The sequence below is a fragment of the Vibrio kagoshimensis genome (assembly GCF_050337535.1).
Lineage (GTDB): Bacteria > Pseudomonadota > Gammaproteobacteria > Enterobacterales > Vibrionaceae > Vibrio > Vibrio gallaecicus.
The window spans coordinates 269,789-295,122 of record NZ_JAKJSZ010000002.1 but is presented as its reverse complement, the minus strand read 5'-3'; the positions used below and the strand labels follow the sequence as shown (position 1 = coordinate 295,122).

Below are 25,334 nucleotides of genomic sequence, written 5' to 3'. Positions count from 1 at the left end.
CAAATTACAGAGCGAGAGAACACATGTGGGTTGGCGTAATTAGCCTTTTTCCTGAAATGTTCCGTTCTGTTACTGATTTTGGAGTAACAGGTCAAGCGGTTAAAAAAGGTCTTTTATCTATTGAGACATGGAATCCTCGAGATTTCACTCATGATAAACATCGCACTGTTGATGACAGACCTTACGGTGGTGGTCCTGGCATGTTAATGATGGTTCAGCCTTTGCGCGACGCTATCCAAACTGCCAAGCAAGCATCACCAGGAAAGACGAAAGTTATCTACCTTTCACCTCAAGGTCGCAAGCTCGACCAGCAAGGTGTTGAAGAGTTGGCTACTAATGAGAACATTGTTCTTATTTGTGGACGCTACGAAGGGGTAGATGAGCGTATCATTCAATCTGAAGTTGACGAAGAATGGTCAATTGGAGATTTTGTAATGACGGGTGGTGAACTACCAGCCATGACTTTGATTGATTCGGTGTCTCGGTTTATACCAGGGGTACTCGGAGATTTCGCGTCAGCAGAAGAAGATTCTTTTGCAAATGGCTTGCTAGATTGTCCTCATTATACGCGTCCTGAAGTGTTAGATGGAAAAGAGGTGCCTGCGGTACTGAAATCTGGAAACCATAAGGATATTCGTCTCTGGCGATTAAAACAGTCGCTGGGCCGAACTTGGCTAAGAAGACCAGAACTCCTGGGAAACCTAGCTCTGACTGACGAACAGGAACAATTACTGGCTGAATTCATCAAAGAGCATCGCTCCAAGAAGAAAAGCAAGCAGTAACCTATTAAATTTAGTATCAGTTTATTCTAGGAATTTATACAAATGAGCAACATCATCAACGCTCTAGAGCAAGAGCAAATGAAATCAGACCTTCCTAAATTTGCACCAGGTGACACTGTTGTAGTTCAGGTTAAGGTAAAAGAAGGTGACCGTGAGCGTCTACAGGCTTTCGAAGGCGTAGTAATCGCTATTCGTAACCGTGGTCTTCACTCAGCATTCACAGTTCGTAAAATCTCGAACGGTGAAGGTGTTGAGCGTGCGTTCCAAACTCACTCTCCAATGGTTGATAGCATTGAAGTTAAACGCCGTGGTGCAGTACGTCGTGCCAAGTTGTACTACCTACGTGAGCGTTCTGGTAAGTCAGCTCGTATTAAAGAGAAGCTTGCTAAGAAGTAATTCTTTTTGCATTCTATCGATAAAAGCGGAGCCATTTGGCTCCGCTTTTTTGTTTCTAGCTATTCGTATTTTAAAGTGTAGCTAATTCATTATGGGTTCTTTAAGGGAGGCACATATACAAATGTTTAGTTTGTAATATTAATCCTTATACTCATTATAATAGCTAGTCTAAACGTATAATACGAGTATCCGCTAAGCCGCCATCCACACTGTCTTTTGTTAAGTACGGTGTATTTTCATCGGCATGAAATGCTTGAAGGTATTCAGCTAAGGCATCTTGTTCAGTACCAGTAGCCACAAAGTTACTCTGTTGAGGATCCACTGTCATGACTCCATCATCTTCTAGCATAACTTGATTTGAACATCCGCCATTACCATTATCGGTACATGGGTATGGTTTAGATAGAGACAAATAACTAAGAGTGACTGCCTTGTAGTTATTGTTTGCTACGACAACCCCATCACTGACAACTAACTCATCGTTAGGTCCACAAGTATTGTCCCCGTTTGTATCGACAATGACTTTTCGGATTCGCTGACCGGGAGTTGTGACATCGCCGGTGATAGGGTCAGCTACTCGTGCTGTTCTTGAACCGTCGTATTCAATGCACATACCACCGATATGCGTAAAACCACCAGATATATTCTCAACACCAGCAACGCCATATTCAAGAATGTCCCATAGTTCATCCGCGGTAAGATCGACAATTGCCAAACTGTTATTAAATGCGAGGGCAGATTGGACATCATATTGAGAAATATCACCTTCACCTTTACCTGCAAGAGGGTAAGAGGCTGGTGGGTAGTATTGAAGCTCATTTGGATCAATAGAACCTGCGGGGTATTCAGAGTAGCCGATATCAGCACGAATACCGCCTCCGTTTTTAAGAGATATTTGGACTTGAGCATCGTGCAATTGTGCGTACCACAAATTAGCATCAGCTGTCAGACTTCCAAGATTTGTCTCTTCTGTTCGAACATATCCTCTGGTGCCATTTAGATAAACATCCGTATGACCAATGATGTTTTGTTCACTGGCAATAATTACGTTATTAACAGCATCAACGATAGCTTCCACTTCAGTATTAGCTGTAGATCCATCAATACTTGCAACCATTTGATCATCGGTAATAAAGCTACCACTTGCATTCGGATCAATACTTGAAGCAATGAGATCACCATTGGTATCAAAACTTACGACTAAACGCCCCAAGTATTTATAATCAGCATCGACATTAACGATAGCGACATCTTTTCCATCGGCGTCATTTAGCATTATTGGGTAGTTTTCTGCTTTAATATCACCATCCCAAAGTCGGTTACTATCATTTGCTAACAATGTATTTGAACCACCTGCGACGATGATATCGACACCCTTTAATAAACCTGCTAATTGTTTTTCAAAGCGAATAGATTGCATGTGCGCAAGCGCAATGACTTTATCTATACCAGAGTGAGTTAATCTGTCGACTTGGGCTTGAACAATGACAGCCAGGTCTTCTATCGAGTCATTTTCTGGATAAACGGCAATATTATCTGTGCTGGTAATATCATCATTAGTTGGTGTTGTGATACCAACGATGCCTATCTTATGTCCATTGACTTCGATAACTGTTGTTTGAGTTAGGCTGTTAGGTATTGTATCCGCGACTTGACCACTAGGAACAACAAGGTCAACAGTATTGGTATCCGTACTGAAATCCATATTAGAACTTAAGTAAGGGAACAGTGCTCCGGGGTAATCACCATCTTTATTTATGATGCTTGCAAACTCCGCACTTCCACCATCTAAATCATGATTACCTACCGCGGAAGCTTGCAGCCCCATAGCATTTAACATAGCGATATCAGCTCTTGCGACGCCAGGAACTTTGATACCGTTGACTAAGCTCATTGAGTTATCTTTGGCTGCTTCGTAGCGAGATCCCGGAATGTAGTTGTCGCCAGAGCTTAAAAATAATGTATTTTCTGGATATTGACTGGTAAATCCAGAAACTAACGAAGCGAAATTACCGGCATTAGATAGGACTGTTGCATTAGAGCCATCCATATCAGCTACATGTAAAAGCTGAAGAGTGAATGTTGAACCATCATCTAATTCATCATTACTTGAATTACATCCGGCTAAGGCGGCAATAATAGCAATTGTCATTAAGCTACGTTTCATCTTAAATCATCCTTTGTATAAGCATATAAATTGAATCACTCCGGATTACCTAAACGGTTGATTGTGGTTGGAATGATAGGTGAAAGAAGTGACGCTTTCAGTTCCGGAGTAATTTAGAGGCTATGACTATAGGCAAGAATTAAGACAAATTGAGTGGATTAAGGTGACGGCTTTATGTCATTCACCTAAGTGATAAGTGATAAGTGATAAGTGATAAGTGGAAAAAAGGCTGATTATTACATCAGCCTTAAAAGGTGCTGGAGTGATAATTTAGTATTGGTCTTCCGACCAACCATCACTATCTGACATATCTGGAGCGCCAGCAATGGAGTTCTCTTCATCTGCCCATTCTCCAAAATCAATCATTTGACATTGTTTACTGCAAAATGGGCGGTGAGGACTTTGTTCTCCCCATTCAACATCAGCGCTGCATTGTGGACATTTAACGATTGTGGTTTTTTTTTGCATAGTCATTCTTTGGATAATAGTGAGTAGTGCTTGTTTTTATAAGCTGATGTTTTTGAATTTAATTAGGTGCAAATCGCTAACTCAAACTCTATATCTTGAGTACATGCCTGCCCTGTATCAAAACTCATGAATTTAACAGCAAAACGGTTTTTATGACCGGAAATCATAGGGTAAGCGCCGTATTGCATTGGAATAGAAAGGCGCAAAATATTGGCATCTTCGGCATCACTTTGGAAGAACCCTGCTCGTGCAATTTGATTTTTGAAATGCCCTGTCTCTCGGGTGAGTTTTAACCATAAACTTAACGCATCAGATAGGGCTTGTAAGCTGCCAGTCCAAGCATTTGCATCTCTTATCTTTTTATCGAGCGGTAGGTGTAACCAGTAATGTAAGGCTGGTAAGTCAAAGCAGCATGAACCACCTGGAAGGTTGAAACGTTGTCGGATAGCCGCTAGAAACCTGTCTTCCTTTAAAGACTGACCAAACCTTTCCGCTTTCATTAAAGACTGGTGGGTATTATCAATATCAAAGAGTAGAGTTTGAAGCATTTGGTGGTCGACACCATCAACATTTAACCAACTTTTATAGGTTAATCGTTGTTTTTCGATATCTTTAGCAAGTTCGCTCTTTAGCTGCATTTGCTCAAAAATCTCTAGAAGATCAAAAAGCGAGCGAAAGAATAGTTGATACTGTTGAGCATCTGAAAATGTAGAAGACAAATGAAGTTGCCTTAAGAGTGATTCGACTCTTAAGTAAATACGTGTTTTCTCATTGAGAGGATGTTCAAATTTATGGGTGATCATCGAACTTGCCTTAATTCTACTTAGTGCTATTTTGACCGATTTTCTAGTTCAATAGCCAGATACTTTTGATGCAATTCTGTGATTTGAGGCAAAAGTTCCTGGTTTTTTGTGTGATTTTCAATCACATCATCAGCTTGTGATAATCGAAGCTCTCGAGATACTTGAGATTTTAGAATAGCTTCAACCTGCTCTGAAGTAACATTATCACGAATGACAGTACGATTAACTTGTTCTTCTGAAGAAACATCCACAACAAGTATCCTATCGACCATTTCTTGCATATTATTTTCGATTAGTAGGGGAGCGACAAGAAACCCGTAAGGGGATGAAATAGAAGCAAGATCTTGTTGTATTTTATTCCTAATCATTGGGTGTAATAAATTGTTCAACCACTGTTTTTCTTCAGGGTTAGAAAATATGATCTCGCGTAATTTTGCTCGATTCAAACTCCCGTCTTCTGAAAGAATGTCGTCACCGAAATGAAGAGTAATCGAATTTAAACCTTCACTTCCGATTGCGACAACTTCTCTTGCAATAATATCAGCGTCAACAATATCAATCCCAAAATGCTCATGGAACAAGTTGGCGACAGTTGTTTTACCACTGGCGATGCCACCAGTCAGCCCAATGATTAATGACATTGTTAAATTCCTAGTACAGAAGTGAAATACCAATTCATAATATCACTTCCCCAAATGAGACTCACCCAGCCTGCAATGGCGAGATAAGGACCAAATGGAAAGGCTTTGTCGATACCTTGTTGTTTTAATCGCAATTGTATGAGACCAAATACCAGCCCTACAAGTGATGAAAGTAAGATTATTAGAGGTAAATGTTGCCAACCTAACCAAGCCCCGAGCGCAGCGAGTAATTTAAAATCACCGAAGCCCATGCCATCTTTACCTGTCAATAACTTAAATACCCAGTAGACACTCCAAAGGCACAGGTAACCAGCCATTGCACCGATGACAGAGTCCTGTAGAGAAATAGGGCTTATACCGAATAGAGCAAGAGCAATACCTGACCACATTAGAGGTAATGTTAATTGATCAGGAAGAAGCATAGTATCGAGATCGATAAACGTGGCGGCAATAAGGACAAAAGTAAAAAATAACAGTGCAACGGCGTAGTAGCTGAAACCAAAATGGCTTGCAATGACTAAACACGACGTAGCGGTGAGCAATTCAACTAAAGGGTAACGAACACTTATGGGGTTGGAGCAGCTATGACACTTTCCTCTTAATAATAACCAGCTAAGGATTGGGATATTATCAATGAGCCTAAGTTGTGTTGAACATTTTGGGCATGTTGAACGAGGAACACTTAAGTTAAAGGTTCCTTTTGGTGCTGCGATATTGTGTTCAGGAAAACACTCTGAGCATTCTTGTCTCCATTCTCTCTCCATAATTATAGGTAAACGATGGATCACGACATTTAGGAAACTACCAATGAGTAGGCTAAAAATAAAAGCTAATACAGGAAATAGCCAAGGATAGTAATCAAATACTTCCATAGAGTATGGTACCAATGTAATGACGAGTAGTTGAAAACTAACTCATTAATGTCTGAATAATCTAGTAGTTATCATATCACACTCATAAGGTTAAATATTGGTAAGTACATTGCAACCACAAGCCCCCCAACTACCGTACCAAGAAAAACGATGATTAAAGGTTCTAGAATTTTACCTAAATTATCTACGGTGTTATCCACTTCAAATTCATAGATAGTAGCCACTTTATTGAGCATGTCATCTAGGTTTCCTGATTCTTCCCCTATCATTACCATTTGTAACACCATTTCAGGAAATACATCGGTATTACGCATTGCGATATACATTGGCATCCCTGCTGCAGTCTCTCTGTGAACCTCGCCAATGGCGACTTCATAATGTAGGTTACCTGCTGTTTTGGCGGTGGTTTTCAAGCTGGTCAAAATAGGAATACCAGAGCTGAAGCTGGTGGAAAGAGTTCGGCTGAATTTTGCTATGGAGGCTTTTGATATAACACCGCCCAATATTGGCAATTTCAAACCAAGTCGGCTTGTCGCCAAGCGAATTGAGTAGGATCGCTTTCGGATAACTTTGAAACTGATAATAGAGACGATGGTACCTAGTGCAGCGTAGAAACTATAAACTTGCATCCAGTGAGATAAGTTCAACACTTTTTGAGTGAACCAAGGTAGGTCAGCACCAAACCCTGAAAACATAGACTCAAATTCAGGAATGACCATGGTCAGCATTAAGTATGAAACAGTAAGAGCGACCAAAACAACCATTGCTGGATAAATCAGAGCTTTAATAACTTTTGCTTTTAACTGTTCACTTTTTTCTCGATAAGTAGCTAGCCGCTCAAAGACTTCTGCTAAGGTTCCGGATTGCTCCCCTGTTGCGACTAAGTCTGTGTATAAATCATCAAAGTGGCGGCTTGCAGTTCGCATTGATTTGGATATTGGAGTACCCGCTTCGACCCCTTTGCTTATATGAGATAAAATGGATTTCATCTCTGCTTTACGGTGGTTATCCGAAACCAATTTAATAGCTTGAATTATAGGGACACCAGTGGTTAACATTGTGGCAAGTTGTCTTGTTAAAACAGTAATATCTTGAGTGGTCACTCTATTGGTGATTCTCGTTAAAGCGGAAACACTATTTTTTTTGATTTTTTTAATTTGTATGTGTTGCTCTTTGAGCTTTTCTCTTACTTCTAATTCTGTAAGTGCTAAAGTTTGCCCTGACACTTTTTTACCGGAGCTATTGATTCCTTTCCAACGATAGTTTTTTAATTGTGGCTGGCTTGTTTTATTCATTACTGCTCCGTTAACTTATCGTCTCAATCTGTTTAATTTGTTATTGAATTATCAGTACTGCAATAATCGTTACTATCAACTTATAAATACAGAACACGTTGTAATTCTTGGTAGCTCGTAGTGCCTTCAATAAGCTTTTGAATACCTGATTCTTGTAGAGTTTTCATGCCGCTTTTCTTTGCAATTTTCTCTATTTCTAGTGCGTTAGGTTTTGTTATTAAGCTTTCTTTTAAGTCATCACTAAAGGGCATGACTTCATAGATACCGACACGCCCCGAGTAGCCTTTCGTACATTCATTGCACCCAACTTTATTAGCTTGATAAATGGTGTGCTCAATAGCTATTCCATGTTTTAAAAATATATGAGGGGAGGTATCTGGAGTTTTACAATGTTTGCACAACCGTCGAGCTAGTCTTTGTGCAATGATGAGGCTTAAAGAAGAAGAGAGGTTAAAAGGTTCAATTCCCATATTGGAAAGTCGAGCGACCGTTTCTGCGGCTGAATTAGTATGCAAAGTAGATAAAACTAAGTGACCAGTTTGAGAGGCTTTAATTGCGATTTCTGCAGTTTCTAGATCTCGTATTTCACCAACCATTACGATGTCTGGGTCTTGACGTAAGAAGGATCTTAGCGCTTCTGCAAAACCAAAGCCGATCTTAGGGGTAACTTGAACTTGGTTGATACCGGATAAGTTGATTTCTACAGGATCTTCCGCAGTCGATATATTTCTTTCTGGTGTATTGAGGAGCCTTAAGCCTGTGTAAAGAGATACAGTTTTCCCGCTGCCTGTTGGACCTGTCATTAAGATCATGCCTTGCGGACGTTGCAATGCATTTAAATACAACTGCTTTTGTTCGTCACTGTAGCCTAATTTATCGATATCTAGATTGGCCGCGCTGCTGTCCAGCAATCGAAGAACAATCTTTTCACCCCACAGTGTCGGCAAAGTTGATACACGCATATCAATGGCTATTTCTTCATTCAGGCGTAATTTAATACGACCATCTTGCGGAAGTCGTCGTTCCGAGATATCCAACTTAGAAAGGATTTTTAAGCGGGCTGATAGGCGGCGGCTTAGTTGAGAGGCGGGTTGCTGCGTTTCTACTAGAATACCGTCGCAGCGAAGCCTAACGCGGTAAGACTCTTCGTAAGGTTCAAAATGAATATCGGATGCACCTTTTCTTACAGCATCCACTAATATTTGGTTAATGAATCGGCTAACGGGCGAATCATCTTTACTTAAATCTTCAATCGATGTGACTTCGTCATCAGAGACTTCGACAAGATTAGCTAACTCATCTTGACTGATTTCTTTGAGGTTGGAATCTGAATTAGAAATACTCCGACCATATAAACGACGTACAGCTCCTTCTAATTCATCTGAGTTTGCCAAGACCATTTCTATTTGTAAGCCTGTAGCAAATCTAAAATCGTCTTCAGCTTGCAAATTGGTTGGGTCAGATATTGCTAAAGTCAGAGAGGAAGAGCTTTTATAAAGTGGTATAGCCTTGTATTTACTTATGAGTTCACGTAAACCAAGTTGCTCACATAAAGGTTGGTAATCCGTATTTGATAGTTGGGTTGCGGGTAAATCAAAGATCTCGCTTATGTGCGTGGTGAGTGCTTGGTAGTTAAAAAAACCAAGATAAATTAAAGCTTCAGGTGCAGATGCACCTGAAGCTTGTATATATTCTACTGTTGCTTGCTCTTGTGTCAGGCTAAGAAGATTAGCCTGACGTAGAACGGCTGGAAGGTTGGTCTGCATTAGTTACCTGTGCAATCTATGCTTCGACCTGCGTTTGAACAACCTGTTCCAGTAAGAGCCCACTGAACAACGCCATTACCTACCGTTGGAGTTAAAGTCAAAGTTAGTGCTGTCCCTGCGGCATCAACTGCTGTTGTTGTTAAAGTAATAATGCCATCAGCTACGCCTAGTGCATCAACATATGCAATAGTAGCACCATTATTTGTTGCTGCAATTGCTGCTGGAATATCATTACCACCGTTATTACAACCAGTTAATTGACCTAAGTCTTGTGCACATAATGCAACAGCTGTTTTAATTCCTGAAACACCAGCAGCAGCACCTGCAACTCGTGTTCTTTGCGTATAGTCTGAATAAGCTGGGATAGCAAAAGCAGACAAGACACCAATAATTGCCACCACAATCATCAATTCGATTAACGTAAAACCATTTTGCTTTTTAGCATTTCTATTTTTCATGTCGTATTCCATATAGATTAATTGATCACTAACCTGTGATGGAATGATGATAGGTGTCTGCTTTGATAATAAAAATACCGTATGGGGTGGTGCTCGAGTGGCTTAGCGTTTATTGATGTTCGATTTCATTTGAGCTGCAAAATTATGTGACGAGGTTAGATTTACGTTCTCATTGTTGATAAAAACCAAAATAAAAAGGCTCTAATTTTCATCAGAACCTTTAATATTATTAATTACTTAAAGAAATTTTATGCTTGAAATCTCATGGATAGATCAAGTGCTTTTAAATGTTTGGTCAGTGCGCCAACGGAAATGTAATCAACACCGGTTTCTGCATATTCAGCGATAGTGTCGAGTGTCACGTTTCCTGAGTTTTCAAGAGCAGCACGTCCAGCATTCAATTTTACGGCTTCACGCATCATGTCTGTTGTGAAGTTATCCAGCATAATGATGTCAGCGCCGGCATTTATAGCTTGCTCTAGCTCTTCTAAGCTTTCCGTTTCAACTTCTACAGGCTTTCCCGGGTTTAACTCTTTTGCTGTTGAAATCGCTTTTTCAATACCACCACATGCAATGATGTGGTTTTCTTTTATTAGGTAAGCGTCAAAAACACCAATACGGTGATTGAAACCGCCACCACAAGCAACCGCGTATTTCAGTGCGCTGCGCAGACCTGGGATCGTTTTTCGAGTGTCTAACAGGCGGCATTCGGTGTGTTTGATTTTGTCAGCATACGTCGCGGTGATCGAGGCACAACCTGATAGGGTTTGTATAAAGTTCATTGCATTTCGTTCGCCGGTTAACAAAGCGCGTGCTGGACCACTTAATGTGCAAAGCGTTTGGTTTGGTTCAACCTTATCACCGTCTTGTACGTGCCACTCTATATTGACTTCACCGCCTAATTGCTTAAACACTTCATCAGCCCAAGCTTTTCCACAAAAAACACCATGCTCACGGGTAATAATTGTTGCAGTGTTGATCGCATCAGCAGGAATTAGACTTGCAGTAATATCAGCCATAGGATCAAGCGTACCGCCTAAATCTTCTCTAATAGTCTCAGCTACAGCTCGAGTAATCTCTAATGGTAATTGCTCTTTTAAGTAGTCAAGGCGTTGTTGGCTGTTATGTGTATTTTTCATCGCAAATCTAATCTTGAAAGGGAGTGGGGTAGGAATGATACTCTTGCTTAGCTGCAAATTAAAGAGTTGAACCGATAAGCACAAAGGTCTGAGTTGAATCAGGTTTCTTTATTGATAAATTAAGTAGGTTAATAATGACAATAAGTACCGTTGGTTGGTATGAAAATGCTAGGCACGTTCCTTCTCCTTTTTATGATTCTCGCCCTAAATCGGATGATGTCTCACTATTAGTCGTTCACAACATTAGCCTTCCACCAGGCGAGTTTGGTGGTCCGTACATTGAGCAATTTTTTACTGGTAACTTAAATCCAGCCGAGCACCCGTTCTTCGAAGTTATTCATCAAATGGGGGTTTCTGCGCACTGTTTGATTCGTCGAGATGGAGAGGTTGTGCAATTTGTCTCTTTTGACGATCGGGCTTGGCATGCTGGGCAGTCGAGCTTTGCTGGAAGAGAGAGGTGCAATGATTACTCGATAGGCATTGAATTAGAAGGCAGTGATTTTGTTTCTTATACCAAAGAGCAGTACTTGTCTTTATCAACGCTTACTGAAACTCTGATGAAGCACTTCCCCCAAATAACCATCCCGCGAATTACGGGTCATCAATATATATCTCCGTTGCGTAAAACGGATCCTGGTCTAGTATTTGATTGGGTTAAATTTAAAGATGCATTGAGCCTTCCCCCCTCTATAAAGACAGATTTTTTGTCGTGAATGTTTTTGGTCTTAGCGCCTAGATTGGTTGATTTGGTTATCAACTTGTAATCAGATTGGTTGGCGGAAAGCGATGAATGCTAGAGAGTGTGATGGGGCTATCAAATACAAATATATTAAAGCTTATGAACAGAAATTTTCCTTTTAGTGTGCGGTTGGTTTGATTTTTGAACGGGGTTGGTAAATCAATCTGAAACAATTCATTTTTATCCTGAAACTTTCTAGCACGAATCCTCCCCAAAAGTATTACCCCTGTAAATGGTAAGACCAATTTAGTTGCTGTTTTAAATTTCATTTGTTAAATCATGGTTAATTCATGCCTTGTTCTATGATTCAGGTCAATTTTAGGCTGGACAGTAGCGTTTTAATTATGTTAATTTCTGCGCAAATTAAAAATTGGTATTACCAATTACCTGCAAAAGAAGAACAACAAATTATGGCTTATCAAAGGATTCGTCAGCCAAAACTCTCTGATGTTATTGAGCAGGAGTTAGAAAGGTTGATAGTGGAAGGAACACTGGCTCCTGGGCAGCAATTGCCGCCTGAGCGTGAACTGGCTAAACAGTTCGATGTGTCTCGTCCGTCAATCCGAGAAGCGATACAGCGTTTAGAAGCAAAGCGCTTACTGACTCGCCGTCAAGGTGGGGGAACGTTTGTGAGTGAGAATATTTGGAAAAGCTTTTCAGATCCTCTTCTTAATTTGTTATCGAGTCATTCTGAAACCCAACTAGACTTGTTGGAGTCGCGTCATGCGATGGAAGGAATCTCAGCTTACTTTGCAGCATTGCGTGGAACCGATGAAGATTTTGCTCGAATTCAGGCTTGCCAAGAAAATATTCACGGCGCGCAGGAAAAGAACGATATCGACGCTGAATCCGCTGCAGTTATGGCTTTTCTTATTGCCTTAACTGAAGCCGCACATAATGTGGTGTTACTCCACATAGTGCGAAGCCTCGCTCCGTTACTTGAGCAGAATATTTTAGAGAATTTAAAACTATTACATCGTCGTCAAGATGTTGTAGAAAAAGTAAGCATACATCGAGCTAATATAGTGGATGCGATTGTTTCAGGGCAGCCAGAACAGGCGCGTGAAATGTCACATTCTCATTTAGCTTATATCGAAGAAACATTGATGGATTTGACTAAAGAAGAATCGCGACGCGAACGTTCTTTACGTCGAATCCAACAGGGTAAATAGCCGTAATACTTCGGCTATTTACGTGTTTAGTAGAATCCAACTAACAAAAAGGATAGATCGCCATGTCTGACATGAAGCATGACGTTGATGCTCTGGAAACTCAAGATTGGTTAGAAGCTCTTGAGTCAGTAGTACGTGAAGAAGGTGTAGAACGTGCACAGTTTTTACTAGAACAAGTTCTAGATAAAGCGCGTTTAGATGGTGTTGATATGGCTACAGGCATCAACACGAACTACATCAACACAATTCCAGCAGCACAAGAGCCAGCTTACCCTGGTGACGTAACTCTTGAGCGTCGTATTCGTTCGATTATTCGCTGGAACGCAATCATGATCGTATTGCGTGCTTCTAAGAAAGACCTAGACCTTGGTGGTCACATGGCTTCTTACCAGTCAGCTGCAGCGTTCTACGAAGTATGTTTCAACCACTTCTTCCGTGCTCCAAATGAGACAGACGGTGGCGATCTAGTTTATTACCAAGGTCACATCTCTCCAGGTATCTACTCTCGTGCATTCGTTGAAGGTCGTCTAACTGAAGAACAGCTAGATAACTTCCGTCAAGAAGTTGATGGTAAAGGTATCCCTTCTTACCCGCACCCTAAACTGATGCCTGAGTTCTGGCAGTTCCCTACTGTATCTATGGGTCTTGGTCCTATCTCTGCGATCTACCAAGCGCGCTTCCTTAAGTACCTTGACGGTCGTGGCCTGAAAGAAACTTCAGCGCAACGCGTATATGCGTTCCTAGGTGACGGTGAGATGGATGAGCCGGAATCACGTGGTGCTATTTCTTTCGCTGCGCGTGAGAAGCTAGACAACCTATGTTTCCTAATCAACTGTAACCTACAGCGTCTAGATGGCCCTGTAATGGGTAACGGTAGCATCATTCAAGAACTTGAAGGTCTATTCAAAGGCGCAGGTTGGAACGTTGTTAAAGTTATCTGGGGTAGTAACTGGGATTCTCTACTAGCTAAAGACACGACTGGTAAGCTTCTTCAACTAATGAATGAAACTATCGACGGTGACTACCAGACATTCAAATCTAAAGATGGCGCGTACGTACGTGAGCACTTCTTTGGTAAGTACCCAGAAACAGCTGCACTAGTTGCAGACATGACTGATGACGAAATCTTCGCGCTTAAGCGTGGTGGTCACGATTCTTCTAAACTGTTTGCTGCATTCAACAATGCAAAAGAGACAAACGGTAAGCCGACTGTAATCCTAGCTAAGACTGTTAAAGGTTACGGCATGGGTGATGCAGCTGAAGGTAAGAACATTGCGCACGGTGTTAAGAAAATGGACATGACTCATGTTCAACACCTACGTGATCGCCTAGGTCTAGAAGACATTCTTTCAGATGAGAAAATTGCTGAACTTCCATACTTGAAACTGGAAGAAGGTTCTGCTGAATACGAATACATGCACGCTCGTCGTAACGCTCTACATGGTTACACACCTCAGCGTCTGCCTAAGTTCACTCAAGAATTTAAAGTGCCTGAGCTAGAAGCTTTCTCTCCACTACTGGGTGAGCAGAAGCGTGATATCTCTACAACTATGGCTTATGTACGTACACTAAACATCCTTCTTAAAGATAAGAACATTGGTAAGAACATCGTTCCTATCATTTGTGATGAAGCTCGTACATTCGGTATGGAAGGTCTATTCCGTCAGGTTGGTATTTACAACCCACACGGTCAAGACTACACACCTGAAGATAAAGGCATCGTTTCTTACTACAAAGAAGCAACGTCTGGTCAAGTTCTTCAAGAAGGTATCAACGAACTAGGTTCGATGGCTTCATGGGTTGCTGCTGCAACTTCATACAGCACGAACGATCTACCGATGATTCCGTTCTACATCTACTACTCAATGTTCGGTTTCCAACGTATTGGTGATATGGCTTGGTTAGCTGGTGACCAACAAGCTCGTGGTTTCCTACTTGGTGCAACTGCAGGTCGTACAACGCTAAACGGTGAAGGTCTACAGCACGAAGATGGTCACTCGCACATCATGGCGAACACAGTACCTAACTGTATCTCTTACGACCCAACGTTTGCTTACGAGCTAGCGGTAATCATGCAAGACGGTATCCGTCGCATGTACGGTGAGAACCAAGAGAACGTTTACTACTACCTAACAGTAATGAACGAGAACTACGCAATGCCAGCAATGCCAGAAGGCGCTGAAGAAGGCATCCGTAAAGGTATCTACAAGCTTGAGTCTTACGCTGGTTCTAAGTCTAAAGTTCAACTAATGAGCTCTGGTACTATCATGAACGAAGCGCGTAAAGCAGCTAAGATCCTGAGCGAAGAGTATGGCGTAGCATCTGACGTGTTCTCTGTAACGTCTTTCAACGAACTGACTCGTGATGGTCAAGCGGTTGAGCGTGACAACATGCTTCATCCAGAAGCTGAAGAGAAAGTACCGTACATCACAACTGTTCTTGGTAACGAGCCTGCAATCGCAGTAACGGATTACATGAAGAACTACGCTGAACAAGTACGTGCATTCATGCCTTCAGAATCATACAAAGTACTTGGTACTGATGGTTTTGGTCGTTCAGACAGCCGTGAAAACCTACGTCGTCACTTCGAAGTAAATGCAGGCTACGTTGTTGTTGCTGCGCTAACTGAACTGGCTAAACGTGGTGATGTTGAAAAATCAGTAGTTGTAGAAGCTATTGCTAAATTCGGCATCGACGCAGACAAAATTAACCCGCAATACGCATAAGACTGGCATTAAGGTAGGTAAATACAATGACAATCGAAATTAATGTACCAGACATCGGTGCTGACGAGGTTGAAGTAACTGAGATTCTTGTAAACGTTGGCGACAAGGTTGAAGAAGAACAGTCACTGATCACTGTTGAAGGCGACAAAGCTTCAATGGAAGTTCCAGCGTCTCAAGCGGGTATCGTTAAAGAAATCAAGATCTCAGAAGGTGATTCTGTTTCTACTGGTTCTCTTATCATGATCTTCGAAGCGGAAGGTGCTGCAGCAGCACCGGCTGCGCCAGCAGTTGAAGCGGCGGCACCAGTTGCAGCTGCTCCTGCAGCGGCAGCTGAGCTTAAAGAAGTTCACGTTCCTGATATCGGCGGTGATGAAGTTGAAGTAACTGAAATCATGGTAGCTATCGGCGACGCAGTAGAAGAAGAGCAATCTCTTCTTACTGTTGAAGGTGACAAGGCTTCAATGGAAGTTCCTGCACCATTCGCTGGTATCGTTAAAGAAATCAAGATCGCTTCTGGTGATTCAGTATCTACTGGTTCTCTAGTGATGGTATTTGAAGTGGCAGGTTCTGGCGCTCCAGTTGCAGCAGCTCCTGCTCCAGCGGCGGCTCCAGCAGCATCTGCTGAGAAAGAAGTGAACGTTCCTGATATCGGTGGCGATGAAGTAGAAGTTACTGAAATCATGGTAGCGGTTGGCGATACAGTAGAAGAAGAGCAATCTCTAATTACTGTTGAAGGCGACAAAGCTTCAATGGAAGTTCCTGCACCATTCTCTGGTACAGTAAAAGAAATCAAGATTGCAGCTGGTGACAAAGTGTCAACAGGCTCTTCAATCATGACTTTCGTTGTTGAAGGCGCAGCTCCAGTAGCAGTAGCGGCTCCAGCACAAGCGGCAACTCCTGTAGCGGCTCCAGCACCTGCTCCAGCGGCAAAAGCAGAAGCTCCAGCAGCTAACGACTTCCAAGAGAACGGCGAGTACGCTCACGCATCTCCAGTTGTTCGTCGTCTAGCTCGTGAATTCGGTGTAAACCTAGCGAAAGTTAAAGGTACTGGCCGTAAGAGTCGCGTACTTAAAGAAGACGTTCAGTCTTACGTTAAAGATGCACTTAAGCGTCTTGAATCTGGTGCAGCAGCATCAGGCAAAGGCGGCGACGGTTCTGCTCTTGGTCTACTACCATGGCCAAAAGTTGACTTTAGCAAGTTCGGCGAAACGGAAGTTCAGAAGCTTTCTAAGATCAAGAAGATCTCTGGCGCTAACCTACACCGTAACTGGGTAATGATCCCTCACGTTACACAGTGGGACAACGCAGATATCACAGAGCTAGAAGCATTCCGTAAAGAACAGAACGCAATCGAAGCGAAGAAAGACACTGGCATGAAGATCACTCCACTTGTGTTCATCATGAAAGCTGTTGCTAAAGCGCTAGAAGCATTCCCAGCGTTTAACTCTTCTCTTTCTGAAGATGGCGAAAGCATCATTCTTAAGAAGTACGTAAACGTGGGTATCGCTGTTGATACACCAAACGGCCTAGTTGTTCCTGTATTCAAAGACGTGAACAAGAAAGGCATTTACGAGCTATCTGAAGAGCTAATGGCTGTTTCTAAGAAAGCACGTTCTGGTAAGCTAACAGCGGCAGACATGCAAGGCGGTTGTTTCACAATCTCTAGCCTTGGTGGTATTGGCGGTACTGCATTTACTCCAATCGTAAATGCTCCAGAAGTAGGCATCTTAGGTGTATCTAAGTCTGAAATTAAGCCAGTTTGGAATGGTAAAGAATTCCAACCACGTCTACAGCTTCCACTGTCTCTATCATACGACCACCGTGTGATCGATGGTGCAGAAGGTGCACGCTTCATTACTTTCCTAAACAGCGCACTATCTGACATTCGTCGTCTAGTACTGTAAGTTAGAAAGTAATTATTAAGGTGACTTTCGGGTCACCTTAATTCTTTATATAAAGACTATTTTTAGAGAACAGTTACCTGCATGTTTCATAAACTGGAAGGGAATTGTTGTCTAGCTCACAGGCTAACTTAAAGCTACTTTCACACTGTTAACATCTCTGTAAAATGTTTCCTGTTTGAAAGTCCAATAATTTAAGAACACCTACTTAGCCTGTTAGGGATAATGACTACAAGAGGTCACAATGAGCAAAGAAATTAAAGCCCAAGTTGTTGTACTTGGTTCAGGTCCTGCTGGTTACTCAGCAGCATTCCGTTGTGCAGACTTAGGTCTTGAAACTGTACTTGTAGAGCGCTACAGCTCTCTTGGCGGCGTATGTCTAAACGTTGGTTGTATTCCATCAAAAGCACTTCTTCACGTTTCAAAAGTAATTGAAGAAGCAAAAGCAATGGCTGAGCACGGCGTTGTATTTGGTGAACCACAAACGGACATCAACAAAATCCGTATCTGGAAAGATAAGGTTGTTGATCAACTGACTGGCGGTCTTGGCGGTATGGCTAAGATGCGTAAAGTGACGGTTGTTAATGGCTTTGGTAAATTCACTAGCCCTAACAGCATTGAAGTTGTTGGCGAAGAAACGACAACTGTTAACTTCGATAACGCAATCATTGCTGCGGGTTCTCGCCCAATCAAACTTCCGTTCATTCCACATGAAGACCCACGTATTTGGGATTCTACGGATGCACTAGAGCTGAAAGAAGTACCAGAAAAACTGCTTATCATGGGTGGTGGTATCATCGGTCTTGAGATGGGTACGGTTTACCACTCTCTAGGTTCTAAAGTTGATGTTGTTGAGATGTTCGATCAAGTTATCCCTGCTGCGGATAAAGACATCGTTAAAGTCTTCACTAAACGCATCAAAGATAAGTTCAAGCTTATGCTTGAGACCAAAGTGACAGCTGTTGAAGCGAAAGAAGATGGTATCTACGTTTCAATGGAAGGCAAAAAAGCACCAGCTGAAGCTGAGCGCTACGATGCTGTTCTTGTTGCTATCGGTCGTGTTCCAAACGGTGCACTTATCGACGCTGAAAAAGCAGGTATCGAAGTTGATGAGCGCGGTTTCATCAATGTTGATAAGCAAATGCGTACTAACGTTGCTCACATCCACGCGATCGGTGACGTAGTTGGTCAACCAATGCTTGCTCACAAAGGTGTGCATGAAGGTCACGTAGCTGCTGAAGTTATCTCTGGTAAGAAGCACTACTTCGATCCTAAAGTAATCCCATCAATTGCGTACACTGAGCCAGAAGTTGCTTGGGTAGGTAAGACTGAGAAAGAAGCGAAAGCGGAAGGCTTGAACTACGAAGTTGCTACTTTCCCTTGGGCTGCTTCTGGCCGTGCAATCGCTTCTGACTGTGCTGACGGTATGACTAAGATGATCTTCGATAAAGAGACTCATCGCGTAATCGGTGGTGCTGTTGTTGGTACTAACGGTGGTGAGCTTCTTGGTGAAATCGGCCTAGCAATCGAAATGGGTTGTGATGCAGAAGATATCGCACTGACTATCCACGCTCACCCAACTCTGCACGAGTCTGTTGGTCTAGCTGCGGAAGTATTCGAAGGTTCAATCACTGACCTTCCAAACAAAAAAGCAGTGAAAAAGAAGAAGTAATTCTTTTTTAATTTGTTTTTAAGTTAATAAAAAACCGCTGATAATTCAGCGGTTTTTTTATTTAAGCCTAGGTAAAACGAATAACTATTACTTAGTTTTTACGACTTGTAGATACAAAGCATATTTAGGTAGCTATCAGTCAGCGTATCTAGTTCTTCTTGTGATTGAGCACGATTTGCCTGAATGAACAGTGAGTAACAAATACCATGGAACAAATTCACTAAGTGAGAAGGGCTGTGTTTATCACACACTTCTTCACGCTCGATAGCTTTAGTAAACATATTCTTCAGTAATGCTTGGTTCGTACGGTTTGTTGTTACAAACAGCGGCCAAACTTCATCACGAGTCGATGCACTCCATTCAAACCATACTTTAAGCCATTGGCAATCATCAGCGACTAATGTCACCATCTGATTAGCAATGTTTTGCAGGTTATCTTTTGCATGCAGGTCTAAGTCAATGTTATCTGTTAAGAAATTAGAAAATTGACGTACAACATGGTTCAAAACTTCATCAACAAGATCTTCACGAGTTGGGAAGTAATTAAAGACAGTTGCAACGGATACTTGAGCAATTTCAGCAATATCTGCGTGTCCACCACGACCAATGCCACGGCGAGCAAATACTTCAAGTGCGATCTCCATTAACTGGAGTTTTCTTTTTAAAGGGGAAAGCCTAGTTCTAGGTCTCTTAGCTATTGAGTCCATATCAGTTCCTTGCCAACGAATTATTATATTAATGATTATTTTGTTATTTACGCACAATGAGTGTAATGGTGCATATGCAAATGGTCAAACAGTTATGATGTTTTTATAGACAGTTATATCAATTTTGATACGGTTTTTGTTATTTTAAATAACACGGCACACTGCAAGTTGATTTCTGAGAGGGCTGAGGAGCCCCTTTAACCACATAAACTCTAGTAAAGTGAAGCCTCAAGGTGGTGTGACTATTTGAGCAGTGCTAGACTTAGCCCCGAAATGGAACGGCAGAGATTCATGTTAGAGTCTAAACTTGTCGCAATTACCCAATAGAATTGAGAGCAGTATGAAGCATACAGTTGAAGTCATGATCTCTGAGCAAGAAGTTCAAGATCGAGTAAATGAACTAGGTAAGCAGATCACGGAACATTACAAAGGTAGTGAAGATTTAGTACTAGTGGGCTTGTTACGTGGATCTTTTGTTTTTATGGCAGATCTTGCTCGTGCGATTAACCTAACTCATCAAGTCGATTTTATGACGGCTTCTAGTTACGGTAATACGATGGAAAGCTCACGTGATGTACGTATCTTGAAAGATCTTGATGATGATATCCAAGGTAAAGATGTACTGCTTGTTGAGGATATTATTGATACGGGTAATACGTTAACTAAGGTCAAAGAAATCTTAAGCTTACGTGGTCCTAAGTCTATCGAGATCTGTACTTTATTGGATAAGCCTTCTCGTCGTGAAGTTCATGTAGATACTAAGTGGATTGGCTTTGAAATCCCGGATGAATTCGTCGTGGGTGTTGGCATTGATTATGCTCAAAAATACCGTCACTTACCTTATATCGGTAAAGTCGTTCCTCAAGAATAAGCTTTATTTAGATTCAATATAAAAGTAAACGCCCGCTTATCATAGCGGGCGTTTTTCTTGTACTAAAACTAAGCTATCAAATCTCGTAACTGTTATTTATTCGATATTGTTTATTTGATACTGAGCTTTGAAATTATTTTAGGATATCTGAGTTTAAAATTTTAGACATAGCAGCCTGGTAGTTAACTTCTAATGATTCTCGGCTTGAGCAACGTACACCAATATCTTGCAATTTTCCGTCACCAATTCCGTAGACAACACCATGAACTTCAACATCTTGTCCACGCTCCCAAGCATTTTGCAATACGGTTGAATTACCTAAGTTATACACTTGTTCAGCTACGTTAATTTCACACAGCTTATCTGCCCATTTTTCTTTAGGCATTTCGCCAAGCCAGTTACGGTGCTTGAGGTATAAATCTCGGATATGTAACAACCAGTTATTAATTAACCCTAAATTAGGGTTTTCTATTGCTGCATTTACACCGCCACAACCGTAGTGACCGCATACAATAATATGCTTAACTTCAAGTACATCAACCGCGTATTGCACGACCGATAAACAGTTTAAATCGGTATGGATTACTTGGTTTGCAACGTTCCTGTGAACAAAAAGCTCACCAGAATATAGACCGGTTAGACGTTCGGCAGGCACTCGGCTATCAGAGCAGCCGATCCAAAGAAACCCAGGATTTTGTCCTTCTTCAAGTGCAGTAAAGTATTCCGGACGTTCAGAGCGAATTGATTCTGACCACTTCGAATTATTTTCAAAAAGCTGTTTAATTTCTGGCATCTTACGTCTTATATCCCTTAAATAAGTTTCGTAACTATACACAATGTTACAAATTCAATCCCTATAAAACTTCATTGAACGGTACTCATCTGACGTGTACTAGCACCAAAAATCATCAACTTACTGATAATGATACGATCTAGTTATATGTCATGATGAATGTGATTGAATTAACACTTTCTGAAAAGTTGTCACATTTGGTAAAGTGATACGGTTTGAGTTTTTATTCGCAGGGAGCTGCATAGTGTTTGGAAGTCGTTTTGAAGATATGAACCTAAAAGGGGATATGTTTGGTGGTGTAACAACGGCCATTATATCTTTGCCTTTAGCTCTTGCTTTTGGTGTTGCCTCTGGTGCTGGTGCGGAAGCAGGGCTGTGGGGCGCCATTATGGTTGGCTTATTTGCGGCCTTGTTTGGTGGTTCAAGTAGTTTGATCTCAGAACCCACTGGGCCAATGACCGTTATTATGACCGCTGTTATGACAAGCATGATGGCAAAGTACCCTGAATCTGGCATGGCGATGACCTTTACGGTCGTGATGATGGCTGGTGCGTTCCAAGTGTTACTAGGGACGTTAAAGTTAGGTAAGTATGTCACTTTGATGCCGTACAGTGTGATTTCCGGCTTTATGTCAGGCATTGGAGTCATACTCATAATCTTACAGCTTTCTCCACTACTTGGTCATGCAGCACCTTCTGGTGGAGTTATGGGGACTTTGGCGGCACTGCCTGATACTGTAGCGAATATGAAGTTCAGTGAACTGTTTTTAGGGTTACTGACGCTTGCGATTCTTTTCTTATTCCCTTCTAAATATCGTAAATACGTTCCTGCTCAGTTGGTTGCTTTAGTCGCCGTCACGTTATTATCTGTCATCATTTTTGATACAGAAACTATTCGCCGTATCGGTGAGATTCCAGCAGGTCTTCCTTCGTTAGTTATCCCAACCATTAATGCTGAAGTTTTTACCACAATGGTCATCGATGCTTTAGTACTGGGTACATTGGGCTGTATTGATACTCTGCTGACTGCGGTCATTGGTGACTCGTTAACTCGTAAAGAACATGACTCTGATAAAGAGCTTCGTGGTCAGGGTATTGCGAATATTCTTTCAGGTTTGTTTGGAGCATTGCCTGGTGCCGGCGCAACGATGGGAACCGTGACGAATATCCAAGTCGGCGCCCGATCCCCGCTTTCTGGTGTGATCAGGGCATTGGTATTAGCGCTTGTTGTGCTAGTTGCTGGTGGGCTGACTGAACCAATTCCAATGGCTGTTCTTGCCGGTATTGCCGTTTATGTTGGTTTTAACATTCTTGATTGGAGTTTTATTCAGCGAGCTCATAAGGTGAGCTTTGCTGGTATGGCGATCATGTATGGTGTAATGCTATTAACAGTGTTTGTTGACCTGATTGTTGCGGTTGGGCTTGGTGTTTTTATTTCAAACATTTTAATTATTGAGCGTTTGAGCCGTGAGCAAGCAAGGCAGGTTAAAGCAATCAGTGATGCCGATGAGGATGATTTGCCATTGACGGATAGTGAACGTCAGTTACTCGATAGTGCTAATGGTAAAGTTCTGTTTTTCTATTTATCAGGTCCAATGATCTTCAGTGTATCAAAAGCAATATCTCGCCAACACTCAAGTATTGCGGACTATGAAGTTATGATTCTCGATCTAACGGATGTCCCAATGATCGATGTGACGGTCGGGTTGGCATTAGAAAATGCTATCAAAGATGCGCTGGATGCAAAGTGTGAAGTTTACTTATTGTGCCCTAATGAAAGCACACGTCAGCAGCTTGAAAAGTTCCATGTGATTGACCTTGTTCCTGAATCTAATACTTATCGCTTTAGATATGAAGCTTTAAACGCTGCTAAAACTTATGTCGACAGAGATGAACATCAATTTGATGCAGTTTAACGTTCAGAGCGAAATTTAATTTCACTGAACTTAATCTTGCTACACTTAAGACCGTATAGATGACGCCGTTGAGTTTCCCACTTAACGGCGTTTTTATTTGTTTGGAATGAGTTTACTTATTTTCGGAAGGTCTAAAATGTGAAAACCCCAATGCTTATTTGTATTAATCGTCAATGAACGATAGACTTGCTGGCAAAACGATCGTCATGCAATATTTAAGAGCTATGAAATCTCACTGCTTGATCATTGTGGATCGAAAAATATACGACTAATAATCATAAAATGGCAATGTATCTTTATGTATGCTCTGGAAATTGAACAGTTAAGAAAAACGTATGCTGGTGGCTTTGAAGCCTTAAAAGGCGTGAGTTTAAGTGTTGAAAAAGGCGACTTTTACGCGCTGCTTGGTCCAAATGGAGCAGGAAAATCTACTACCATTGGTATTATCTCTTCTTTGGTCAACAAGACTTCAGGTCAGGTTAAAGTCTTTGGCTATGACATTGATACCGACCTTGAGCTAGCAAAGCAAAACCTAGGCTTGGTTCCTCAAGAATTTAATTTCAACCCTTTTGAAACCGTTGAACAAATTGTACTTCAGCAAGCTGGTTACTACGGTGTGCCAAGACCGCTAGCAAAAGAGCGTGCTGAAAAATACCTGACTCAGTTGGACTTGTGGGAAAAGCGTAACGAGAGAGCTCGTAATTTATCTGGTGGTATGAAGCGTCGTTTGATGATTGCTCGCGCATTGATGCACGAACCGCAATTGCTGATCTTAGATGAACCGACTGCTGGGGTAGATATTGAACTGCGACGTTCAATGTGGGAGTTCCTTAAAGAGATAAACGAAAAGCAGGGCATTACTATTATCTTAACCACGCACTACTTAGAAGAAGCTGAAATGTTGTGTCGTAATATCGGAATAATTAATCGCGGTGAACTGATTGAGAATACGACTATGAAGGCGTTACTTGGTAAGTTGAGTGCTGAGACTTTTATTCTCGATTTAGAAGAGGGCGTATCTGAGCCTCAGTTAGAAGGTGTAAATAGCCAAGTGATGGTGAATGGCTCATTAGAAATCGAAATCGATAAGAACTTAGGTTTGAATACGATCTTTGCTCAATTGAGTGAGCAAAATGTGAAAGTCCTTTCTATGCGTAATAAGGCAAACCGTTTAGAAGAGCTATTTGTGAGTATTGTCCGTGAAGGGAGTAAGTAATATGTACAGCCTATACTGGACCGCTTTCCGCAGTTTATTGAGCAAAGAAATCAATCGTTTTACGCGTATCTGGGTGCAAACACTAGTGCCACCAGCCATTACGATGACTTTGTATTTCATCATATTCGGTAACTTGATTGGTTCTCGAATTGGTGAAATGAACGGCTTTAGCTACATGGAATACATTGTCCCTGGTTTGATCATGATGTCGGTTATTACTAACTCTTATTCCAATGTTGCTTCTTCGTTCTTTAGCGCTAAATTTCAAAAGAATATTGAAGAATTACTCGTCGCGCCAGTTCCGAATTATGTGATTATTGCCGGTTTCGTGATGGGCGGCGTGGTACGTGGCTTATTGGTGGGTACGATAGTGACGTTTGTTTCACTGTTCTTTGTTGACCTGCAGGTTGACCATTGGGGAGTGATTATTGCGACCGTATTTCTGACTTCGGTTGTGTTCTCCCTAGGAGGGCTAATCAACGCGGTATTTGCACGTACGTTTGATGATATCTCTATCATTCCGACGTTTATTCTTACGCCGCTGACTTACCTCGGTGGTGTGTTCTATTCAATCAGTCTGTTGCCTGAGGTATGGCAGAGTGTGTCTAAATTGAATCCTATCGTGTATATGGTGAACGCGTTTCGATATGGCTTCCTAGGTGTATCTGATGTCGGTATTGTGACTTCGTTTGGTGTGCTAGGTGCATTCATCGTAGTGTTATATGCCATTGCGCACTATTTAGTGACTAAAGGTATCGGCTTGCGCAGTTAGTACGTTTAAATCAGCACTAAATGTTAGATAAGAAAAAGGTCGATATGATATCGACCTTTTTTA

At 41.6% G+C, this 25,334-nt stretch carries 22 protein-coding genes; 11 read left to right on the top strand and 11 right to left on the bottom strand.

What is annotated here, in order from left to right; all coding sequences use genetic code 11:
- The first annotated feature begins 23 nt into the window (after positions 1-23).
- Both trmD and rplS read left to right on the top strand, forming a co-directional pair.
- On the top strand, positions 24-782 hold the full coding sequence (gene trmD, locus L4C37_RS01450; protein WP_429767691.1) for a tRNA (guanosine(37)-N1)-methyltransferase TrmD: 759 nt from the start codon (positions 24-26) through the stop codon (positions 780-782).
- Positions 783-824: 42 nt separating this feature from the next.
- A complete protein-coding gene (rplS, locus tag L4C37_RS01445; protein WP_137373374.1) occupies positions 825-1,178 on the top strand; it encodes a 50S ribosomal protein L19 in 354 nt (117 codons plus the stop codon).
- Between the two features lie 163 nt (positions 1,179-1,341).
- Here rplS and L4C37_RS01440 read toward each other — a convergent pair whose 3' ends face one another.
- From L4C37_RS01440 to nadC, 9 genes are all read right to left on the bottom strand, one after another.
- Entirely contained in the window at positions 1,342-3,345 is a 2,004-nt protein-coding gene (locus tag L4C37_RS01440; RefSeq protein WP_429767690.1) for a bifunctional metallophosphatase/5'-nucleotidase, read from the bottom strand.
- Positions 3,346-3,615: 270 nt separating this feature from the next.
- Positions 3,616-3,813, bottom strand: coding sequence for a DNA gyrase inhibitor YacG (gene yacG, locus L4C37_RS01435; RefSeq protein ID WP_137373376.1), 198 nt, complete (start codon positions 3,811-3,813; stop codon positions 3,616-3,618).
- A 62-nt stretch (positions 3,814-3,875) separates the two neighbouring features.
- Positions 3,876-4,616, bottom strand: coding sequence for a cell division protein ZapD (gene zapD, locus L4C37_RS01430; protein ID WP_429767689.1), 741 nt, complete (start codon positions 4,614-4,616; stop codon positions 3,876-3,878).
- A 26-nt stretch (positions 4,617-4,642) separates the two neighbouring features.
- Entirely contained in the window at positions 4,643-5,257 is a 615-nt protein-coding gene (gene coaE, locus L4C37_RS01425) for a dephospho-CoA kinase (RefSeq protein WP_429767688.1), read from the bottom strand.
- A 2-nt stretch (positions 5,258-5,259) separates the two neighbouring features.
- Positions 5,260-6,129 carry a prepilin peptidase gene (locus tag L4C37_RS01420; RefSeq protein WP_429767687.1) on the bottom strand — a complete coding sequence of 290 codons (870 nt, stop codon included), beginning with the start codon at positions 6,127-6,129 and terminating at the stop codon, positions 5,260-5,262.
- Between the two features lie 71 nt (positions 6,130-6,200).
- A complete protein-coding gene (locus tag L4C37_RS01415; RefSeq protein ID WP_429767686.1) occupies positions 6,201-7,424 on the bottom strand; it encodes a type II secretion system F family protein in 1,224 nt (407 codons plus the stop codon).
- 80 nt (positions 7,425-7,504) lie between these two features.
- The gene (pilB, locus tag L4C37_RS01410; protein ID WP_429767685.1) at positions 7,505-9,190 is read right to left on the bottom strand and encodes a type IV-A pilus assembly ATPase PilB; all 1,686 of its coding nucleotides are present in this window, start codon (positions 9,188-9,190) and stop codon (positions 7,505-7,507) included.
- Positions 9,190-9,648 carry a pilin gene (locus L4C37_RS01405; protein ID WP_273297052.1) on the bottom strand — a complete coding sequence of 153 codons (459 nt, stop codon included), beginning with the start codon at positions 9,646-9,648 and terminating at the stop codon, positions 9,190-9,192. The genes pilB and L4C37_RS01405 overlap by 1 nt, the downstream gene beginning before the upstream one ends.
- Positions 9,649-9,896: 248 nt before the next feature.
- Positions 9,897-10,787, bottom strand: a complete 891-nt coding sequence (nadC, locus tag L4C37_RS01400) for a carboxylating nicotinate-nucleotide diphosphorylase (protein WP_429767684.1) — start codon at positions 10,785-10,787, stop codon at positions 9,897-9,899.
- Positions 10,788-10,921: 134 nt separating this feature from the next.
- On the opposite strand from nadC, the gene ampD reads away from it, so the two are divergent.
- The 5 genes from ampD (at position 10,922) to lpdA (ending at position 18,997) form a co-directional block, all read left to right on the top strand.
- Positions 10,922-11,500 carry a 1,6-anhydro-N-acetylmuramyl-L-alanine amidase AmpD gene (gene ampD / locus L4C37_RS01395; RefSeq protein WP_429767683.1) on the top strand — a complete coding sequence of 193 codons (579 nt, stop codon included), beginning with the start codon at positions 10,922-10,924 and terminating at the stop codon, positions 11,498-11,500.
- Positions 11,501-11,936: 436 nt separating this feature from the next.
- The gene (gene pdhR / locus L4C37_RS01390; protein ID WP_429767729.1) at positions 11,937-12,698 is read left to right on the top strand and encodes a pyruvate dehydrogenase complex transcriptional repressor PdhR; all 762 of its coding nucleotides are present in this window, start codon (positions 11,937-11,939) and stop codon (positions 12,696-12,698) included.
- Positions 12,699-12,760: 62 nt separating this feature from the next.
- A complete protein-coding gene (aceE, locus tag L4C37_RS01385; RefSeq protein WP_137373386.1) occupies positions 12,761-15,424 on the top strand; it encodes a pyruvate dehydrogenase (acetyl-transferring), homodimeric type in 2,664 nt (887 codons plus the stop codon).
- Between the two features lie 26 nt (positions 15,425-15,450).
- A complete protein-coding gene (aceF, locus tag L4C37_RS01380) occupies positions 15,451-17,328 on the top strand; it encodes a pyruvate dehydrogenase complex dihydrolipoyllysine-residue acetyltransferase (protein WP_429767682.1) in 1,878 nt (625 codons plus the stop codon).
- Positions 17,329-17,569: 241 nt separating this feature from the next.
- Positions 17,570-18,997: a dihydrolipoyl dehydrogenase gene (lpdA, locus tag L4C37_RS01375; protein ID WP_137373388.1), complete on the top strand. Its 1,428-nt coding sequence runs from the start codon at positions 17,570-17,572 to the stop codon at positions 18,995-18,997.
- Between the two features lie 98 nt (positions 18,998-19,095).
- Here the strand turns inward: lpdA and L4C37_RS01370 are convergent, their stop codons facing one another.
- Positions 19,096-19,704, bottom strand: a complete 609-nt coding sequence (locus tag L4C37_RS01370) for a LuxR/HapR/OpaR family quorum-sensing transcriptional regulator (protein ID WP_137373389.1) — start codon at positions 19,702-19,704, stop codon at positions 19,096-19,098.
- A gap of 340 nt (positions 19,705-20,044) precedes the next feature.
- Here L4C37_RS01370 and hpt point away from each other — a divergent pair, with 340 nt between their 5' ends.
- On the top strand, positions 20,045-20,575 hold the full coding sequence (gene hpt / locus L4C37_RS01365; RefSeq protein ID WP_429767681.1) for a hypoxanthine phosphoribosyltransferase: 531 nt from the start codon (positions 20,045-20,047) through the stop codon (positions 20,573-20,575).
- Positions 20,576-20,708: 133 nt separating this feature from the next.
- Here hpt and can read toward each other — a convergent pair whose 3' ends face one another.
- On the bottom strand, positions 20,709-21,368 hold the full coding sequence (can, locus tag L4C37_RS01360) for a carbonate dehydratase (protein WP_137373391.1): 660 nt from the start codon (positions 21,366-21,368) through the stop codon (positions 20,709-20,711).
- A gap of 244 nt (positions 21,369-21,612) precedes the next feature.
- Here can and L4C37_RS01355 point away from each other — a divergent pair, with 244 nt between their 5' ends.
- From L4C37_RS01355 to L4C37_RS01345, 3 genes are all read left to right on the top strand, one after another.
- Positions 21,613-23,283, top strand: a complete 1,671-nt coding sequence (locus L4C37_RS01355) for a SulP family inorganic anion transporter (protein ID WP_137373392.1) — start codon at positions 21,613-21,615, stop codon at positions 23,281-23,283.
- Positions 23,284-23,581: 298 nt separating this feature from the next.
- Positions 23,582-24,499: an ABC transporter ATP-binding protein gene (locus L4C37_RS01350; RefSeq protein ID WP_273295924.1), complete on the top strand. Its 918-nt coding sequence runs from the start codon at positions 23,582-23,584 to the stop codon at positions 24,497-24,499.
- Position 24,500: 1 nt separating this feature from the next.
- Positions 24,501-25,271 carry an ABC transporter permease gene (locus L4C37_RS01345; protein WP_372264869.1) on the top strand — a complete coding sequence of 257 codons (771 nt, stop codon included), beginning with the start codon at positions 24,501-24,503 and terminating at the stop codon, positions 25,269-25,271.
- The last annotated feature ends 63 nt before the right edge of the window (positions 25,272-25,334 follow it).

Bases quoted from the DNA above. Each gene is read 5' to 3' on its own strand.
- zapD (WP_429767689.1), bottom strand. From the start codon at position 4,616: ATGATCACCCATAAATTTGAACATCCTCTCAATGAGAAAACACGTATT.
- rplS (WP_137373374.1), top strand. From the start codon at position 825: ATGAGCAACATCATCAACGCTCTAGAGCAAGAGCAAATGAAATCAGAC.
- pdhR (WP_429767729.1), top strand. From the start codon at position 11,937: ATGGCTTATCAAAGGATTCGTCAGCCAAAACTCTCTGATGTTATTGAG.
- L4C37_RS01415 (WP_429767686.1), bottom strand. From the start codon at position 7,424: ATGAATAAAACAAGCCAGCCACAATTAAAAAACTATCGTTGGAAAGGA.
- can (WP_137373391.1), bottom strand. From the start codon at position 21,368: ATGCCAGAAATTAAACAGCTTTTTGAAAATAATTCGAAGTGGTCAGAA.
- nadC (WP_429767684.1), bottom strand. From the start codon at position 10,787: ATGAAAAATACACATAACAGCCAACAACGCCTTGACTACTTAAAAGAG.
- L4C37_RS01405 (WP_273297052.1), bottom strand. From the start codon at position 9,648: ATGAAAAATAGAAATGCTAAAAAGCAAAATGGTTTTACGTTAATCGAA.
- L4C37_RS01345 (WP_372264869.1), top strand. From the start codon at position 24,501: ATGTACAGCCTATACTGGACCGCTTTCCGCAGTTTATTGAGCAAAGAA.
- hpt (WP_429767681.1), top strand. From the start codon at position 20,045: ATGAAGCATACAGTTGAAGTCATGATCTCTGAGCAAGAAGTTCAAGAT.
- aceF (WP_429767682.1), top strand. From the start codon at position 15,451: ATGACAATCGAAATTAATGTACCAGACATCGGTGCTGACGAGGTTGAA.
- aceE (WP_137373386.1), top strand. From the start codon at position 12,761: ATGTCTGACATGAAGCATGACGTTGATGCTCTGGAAACTCAAGATTGG.
- trmD (WP_429767691.1), top strand. From the start codon at position 24: ATGTGGGTTGGCGTAATTAGCCTTTTTCCTGAAATGTTCCGTTCTGTT.
- lpdA (WP_137373388.1), top strand. From the start codon at position 17,570: ATGAGCAAAGAAATTAAAGCCCAAGTTGTTGTACTTGGTTCAGGTCCT.
- ampD (WP_429767683.1), top strand. From the start codon at position 10,922: ATGACAATAAGTACCGTTGGTTGGTATGAAAATGCTAGGCACGTTCCT.
- L4C37_RS01350 (WP_273295924.1), top strand. From the start codon at position 23,582: ATGTATGCTCTGGAAATTGAACAGTTAAGAAAAACGTATGCTGGTGGC.
- L4C37_RS01420 (WP_429767687.1), bottom strand. From the start codon at position 6,129: ATGGAAGTATTTGATTACTATCCTTGGCTATTTCCTGTATTAGCTTTT.
- pilB (WP_429767685.1), bottom strand. From the start codon at position 9,190: ATGCAGACCAACCTTCCAGCCGTTCTACGTCAGGCTAATCTTCTTAGC.
- coaE (WP_429767688.1), bottom strand. From the start codon at position 5,257: ATGTCATTAATCATTGGGCTGACTGGTGGCATCGCCAGTGGTAAAACA.
- yacG (WP_137373376.1), bottom strand. From the start codon at position 3,813: ATGCAAAAAAAAACCACAATCGTTAAATGTCCACAATGCAGCGCTGAT.
- L4C37_RS01440 (WP_429767690.1), bottom strand. From the start codon at position 3,345: ATGAAACGTAGCTTAATGACAATTGCTATTATTGCCGCCTTAGCCGGA.
- L4C37_RS01370 (WP_137373389.1), bottom strand. From the start codon at position 19,704: ATGGACTCAATAGCTAAGAGACCTAGAACTAGGCTTTCCCCTTTAAAA.